At 28.5% G+C, this 4755-nt stretch carries 5 protein-coding genes; 1 reads left to right on the forward strand and 4 read right to left on the reverse strand.

Annotated features, from left to right (window positions below):
• Together MR593_RS03725 and MR593_RS03730 are read right to left on the reverse strand one after the other, a co-directional pair.
• Positions 1-456: Clp protease N-terminal domain-containing protein (locus MR593_RS03725; RefSeq protein ID WP_290687022.1), on the reverse strand; the 456-nt coding region annotated here is incomplete at its 3' end.
• Between the two features lie 264 nt (positions 457-720).
• Positions 721-1311, reverse strand: coding sequence for a TMEM175 family protein (locus MR593_RS03730; protein ID WP_290687024.1), 591 nt, complete (start codon positions 1309-1311; stop codon positions 721-723).
• A gap of 330 nt (positions 1312-1641) precedes the next feature.
• Between MR593_RS03730 and MR593_RS03735 the strand changes: the two genes are divergently transcribed.
• Positions 1642-2232, forward strand: coding sequence for a DUF2284 domain-containing protein (locus MR593_RS03735; protein ID WP_290687026.1), 591 nt, complete (start codon positions 1642-1644; stop codon positions 2230-2232).
• A 57-nt stretch (positions 2233-2289) separates the two neighbouring features.
• Here the strand turns inward: MR593_RS03735 and MR593_RS03740 are convergent, their stop codons facing one another.
• Both MR593_RS03740 and MR593_RS03745 read right to left on the reverse strand, forming a co-directional pair.
• Entirely contained in the window at positions 2290-3636 is a 1347-nt protein-coding gene (locus tag MR593_RS03740) for a CCA tRNA nucleotidyltransferase (protein ID WP_290687028.1), read from the reverse strand.
• Positions 3637-3665: 29 nt separating this feature from the next.
• The coding region (locus MR593_RS03745; protein WP_290687030.1) for a DUF1667 domain-containing protein at positions 3666-4755 on the reverse strand (1090 nt) is incomplete at its 5' end.

Here is a 4755-nt window from a genome sequence, read left to right on the forward strand (position 1 = left end):
TTGGCTACCTCTTACGCTTGATAAAACTTGTAAGAAGTCGTTTTTAGTTATACCGTACTTTTTAAGTATTTTACCGACTGCTGAGTTAGTTTCTGTATCCATCATAGCTAGCATAACGTGTTCTACGCTTATATAAGAATCCTTGAAGTCTTTTGATATTTCTTCGGCTTTAATTAAAACCTCTTCGATTTTTCTAGAAGCAGTAACACCTTGAGATGAAATACCTTCTCCGTAAATTTGAGGCATTTTATTTAATTCTTCTTCTATGCTGTTTTTCATAGCAGTGACAGACACGTTCATTTTTTCAAAAATATTAGGAATTAAACCATCCTCTTGGTTTACTAAAGCAGAAAATAGATGAATGACATCTACTTGTTGATTGTGATGTTTAACAGCCTCATTGTAGGCTTCGTTTAAACTTTTTTGAACTCTCACGGTTAATTTTTCTATATCCATAGTTCATCCCTCCATTTATTATATTATGTCCTAAATAAAGAGAAATAGATACGAACTTACCGAAATTTGATAAGCCTTTTTGACTTTTGCAATTACCCTAAAAAATAAATAAAAAAACTTAAAAACTCTCACTTTAAAATTATCGCATAAATCGAGAGTTTTATTAATTAAATAAGATTTATCTAAATCTTTAATTCATATTATAGAACTTTTTTTAAAAAAATCAATACTTTTTTACTAAAATTATACATAAATTTTTTAACGCTATTCCATATTCTTTTCAGGTATAAATAAGTTAAATAATGATGAAATAACTGGTAAAATAATAAAGCATATTATTGAAAACTCTGGGAATAATATTGAAAATCCAATAATAGCAATCAAAAAATCAAATGCGATTATTGTACGTAAAAAAGAACTCTTTGTCTTTCTATTTTTGCTAAATTTTATATTGTCCTTGTTTTCCTTCAAAATTGAACGAAATAATAGTCTAAGAACAAAATCACATAAAATATATACAACTGCATATCCTAATGCTGGTACGACTTCATTTGGAAATAATAATACCCATTTCATAAATAAAGGTATTAATGACAAAATACATAAGAAAATCAAATTTTTCCACACAAAGCTTCTAGACACAGTATCGACTTTATCTAGTAGATGATAATGTCTATTCCATTGAGTCCCGACAATTATAAAACTTGCTAAAAAAATTAAAATCGATTTCCCAAAATTCAATAGTTCAGCTGTAGTTATAGTTTTTGGTAGAGGTATTTCTAATACCATTAACGTTATAATAATAGCAATAAGACCATCTGAAAAGCCTTCTAATCTTGATACAGATAATTTCATAAGTGCCTCCTTAACTCTATCAATAGTTTGATAACCTTGTTAAATATTTTATAAACTTAAAATAAAGTTGTCAAGTTTTTGTAATAAAACTAACCTTTTTCGTGTTTGAAACTTAAAAAAATTAAATTTGTAATCGTTTTTTAAAACTTATATATTAATATATTAAATAAAAAATAAAATTTAATTTTTAAAATTTGTGTTAAATTTTTAACCGTCGAATTTTTTTATTACATTTATTTACAAAAAAGTCTAAGAAAAATAAAGGAAAATGTACTTTTATCGTGAATTTATAATATAATTAAATAAATATTGTCTAATAGGGGTGATGAAATGAAAAAAATTAAATTTGAAAAGAATGGTAAAATTTTCAATTTAAAAGCTGTTGTATGTGAAAATGAATATTTAATTAAATTTATGAATAGAGATTATTTTTATGATTTATGTAAAGGTGAATGTCCAAATTTTAATAAAAACTGGTCTTGCCCTCCAAATAGCCCTAGATTTGATGAATTTGTAAAAGATTATAAAAATTCTTTAGTCGTGGAACTCACAAGTGAAGTAGAAGATGGAGAAGAATTTATGGAAGCTTATTCTGAAAACAGAGAAACCTTGGAGGCATTATTATCTAAAATGCAAATAGATTTTGAATGTTTAAAAACTTCTTGTGGATCATGTAACTTCTGTGAAAAATGCGCAATTTTAGATAACAAGGATTGTTATTATCCAGAAAAAATGAGATATTCAATGGAAGCTATGGGGGTAGACTTACAAAAAATGTCTGAAGAGCTATTCGATCATAAGATTTCTTGGAATAGTGAAACTGAAAAAGCAAAAATATGTACCTCAATAGGTTCTATACTTTTCAACGGAACATTTTTAGAAGATGATTTTTGTGATTTAGCTAGAAATTATAGATTTTAGATAAAAGGGTAATCTAAGCTTTGGATTACCCTTAAAAATTGATTTAAATCTTTTTTATTATAATGACTGTTTTTTATCAATATCAGCTGAAATATGTCTTAGTACTTGTTCTTTAGGTACTCCAGATAAGTGCAATTTATGTCCAAATTGTATATATTTTGAAAACTCTTCTCCAGGCTTTAATCCAAGAGATATTAGATCTTTTCCTGTTACTTGAGGTTTTTTCATTAAATTTTTATAGTCTTTAAGAGAAGCTCTCAGTATTTTTTCTATCTCGTCGTAGTCTTTGATTTTATCTCTGCCAAGAGAATCTGCTCTTGCAAGTAGTATCAAGTCTTCTGGACATATACATTTGTCCCATAGTCTCATCATAGATTTTTTCTTAGCTACATTGTACATTTGATTTGGTCTCATATGAAGCTCTACTAAATTTAAAACCTCTTTTTTTAAGTTTACTTTATTTAATCTATCTAAAAATGCTTCTGTTATTTTGACACTTTCTAGTTCATGCTTATAAGAAGTTACCTTCCCATTTTCATCTATTTTTGTAGTAACAGCCTTTCCAAAGTCGTGACACATAGCTGCCAGCATAAATGCAAGCGGGTCTTTTGCATCTTTTCTTAGTTTTGCAGCTTGATTTAAAACAAGCATAGTATGATTAAATACATCTCCTTCTGGATGGTGCTCTTTAGGTTGATTGACACCTATTAAATCCTCAACCTCTTTAAACCAAGTAGAAAGCTGGTTCATATCTCTCAAGGATTCAAAAAATACGGAAGGCTTATCTGATTTTAATAGAGCCTTTTTTAATTCTTCAAATACTCTTTCAAATGCAAGTGCAGATAAATCCATTTTTGAAGATAAATCGATTGTCTTTTGGTCTATTTTAAAATCGAATCTAGAAGCAAATTGTGCTGCTCTAAATACTCTGAGTGGATCTTCACAAAAAGATTCGTCGTTTACATGTCTTATTGTTTTATTTTTTAAATCATCAATTCCGCCAAATGAATCTATTACTTCACCTGTCAAAATATCCTTCATAAGGGCATTCATAGTGAAGTCCCTTCTCTTGGCGGCTTCTTTGTATCCTATAAATGGATCTACGTATATTTCAAAATCTCTATGTCCTCTACCGCTAGATTTTTCTTTTCTCGGCATTGCTATATCGATATCGTATCCTTTTAAATTAAAAACACCAAAGGAAGCGCCTATTTTTTTTACTTCACCTAGAGAATTTAGTATCTCTATTAATTTTTCGATTTCTATGTTGTGAACTTCTATATCGATATCTTTAGTTTCTTTGCCTAATATTTCATCTCTGACACATCCGCCTACTAGAAATGTTCGTCCGCCATTTTCAGAGACCTGTTTTGCTATTTTTATTGCCATATCCATATCCCTCATATAGGCATGCACCTCCTTTGTATTAGTATTTATATATCTCTACAGATCACTATATTTACACCTGTATTTAAAATATTTTCGATTATTATATCTCCCATTTTAACAGGAGAGCTTACTTCCATATTATCTATTATATTTACAGCTTCGTAAATATATTTAAATTCTAAAGGTTTAGAAGTCTTTATAGGTAATCTATCTTTAGAATTTTTGATTTTTACAGTCGATGTTATAGATCTTTTCTTATTTATTATTTCATCTTTGAAAAATTCAATTCCTTTTTCACATAAATTGCCTTCTATATCTCCTGTAGCTGATTGCTTTAAATTACATCCATTAGGACAGATTAAGCATGTAATCCCATCCGTAGCTACAGAACTCTTATCTACTTCGACTTTATCTATATCTACAAGATTTTTAGATTTTATATATTCGCTCGCAATTTTTCCAACGTATTCACCGTCGTAGCTTACATCGTCGACTAGAGAATATATTTTACATATATTTCCACAGCAGAATACGCCTTCTATACTGCATTGATTGTATTTATCCATATTTATTTTTTTTGAATCTATTTTCATATTGCTGTTAATTGGAACAGTTAAGTTCGGTGTAAGTCCTATAGATGTTATAAGTGTATCGCATTTTATAGTTTGTTTTGCATCATTTTTTATGTTTTTTACTACGACTGCCTCTATTCTTTCAGTACCTTTTATTTCACAAATAGTGCTGTTTTTTATAACTGGTACATCGAAATCCTCTACACATTCTTTAAAGTTCCTTTTGTTGCCACCTATTTTATCGTTGATTTCTATTATAGCCTTTACTTTGATATTATTTAAAATAAGTCTTCTGCACATTATAAGTCCTATATCGCCTGAACCAATTATAACAGATTCCTTTCCTATTTTGTAGCCTCTTTTATTTAATATTTGCTGAGCTAATCCACCAGTATAAACTCCAGACGGTCTACTTCCAGGAATTTTAAGCTCTTTTATATGTCTTTCTCTAGCTCCTACAGATAAAATTACTGATTTTGCTTTTATTTTATGTACTCCATCTTCATTAGTCAAAGTGACTATTTTATCTTCTGATATATCTATACAAAACGTATTTAACATT

It is taken from the genome of Intestinibacter sp., from assembly GCF_022780145.1.
Taxonomy (GTDB): domain Bacteria; phylum Bacillota; class Clostridia; order Peptostreptococcales; family Peptostreptococcaceae; genus Intestinibacter.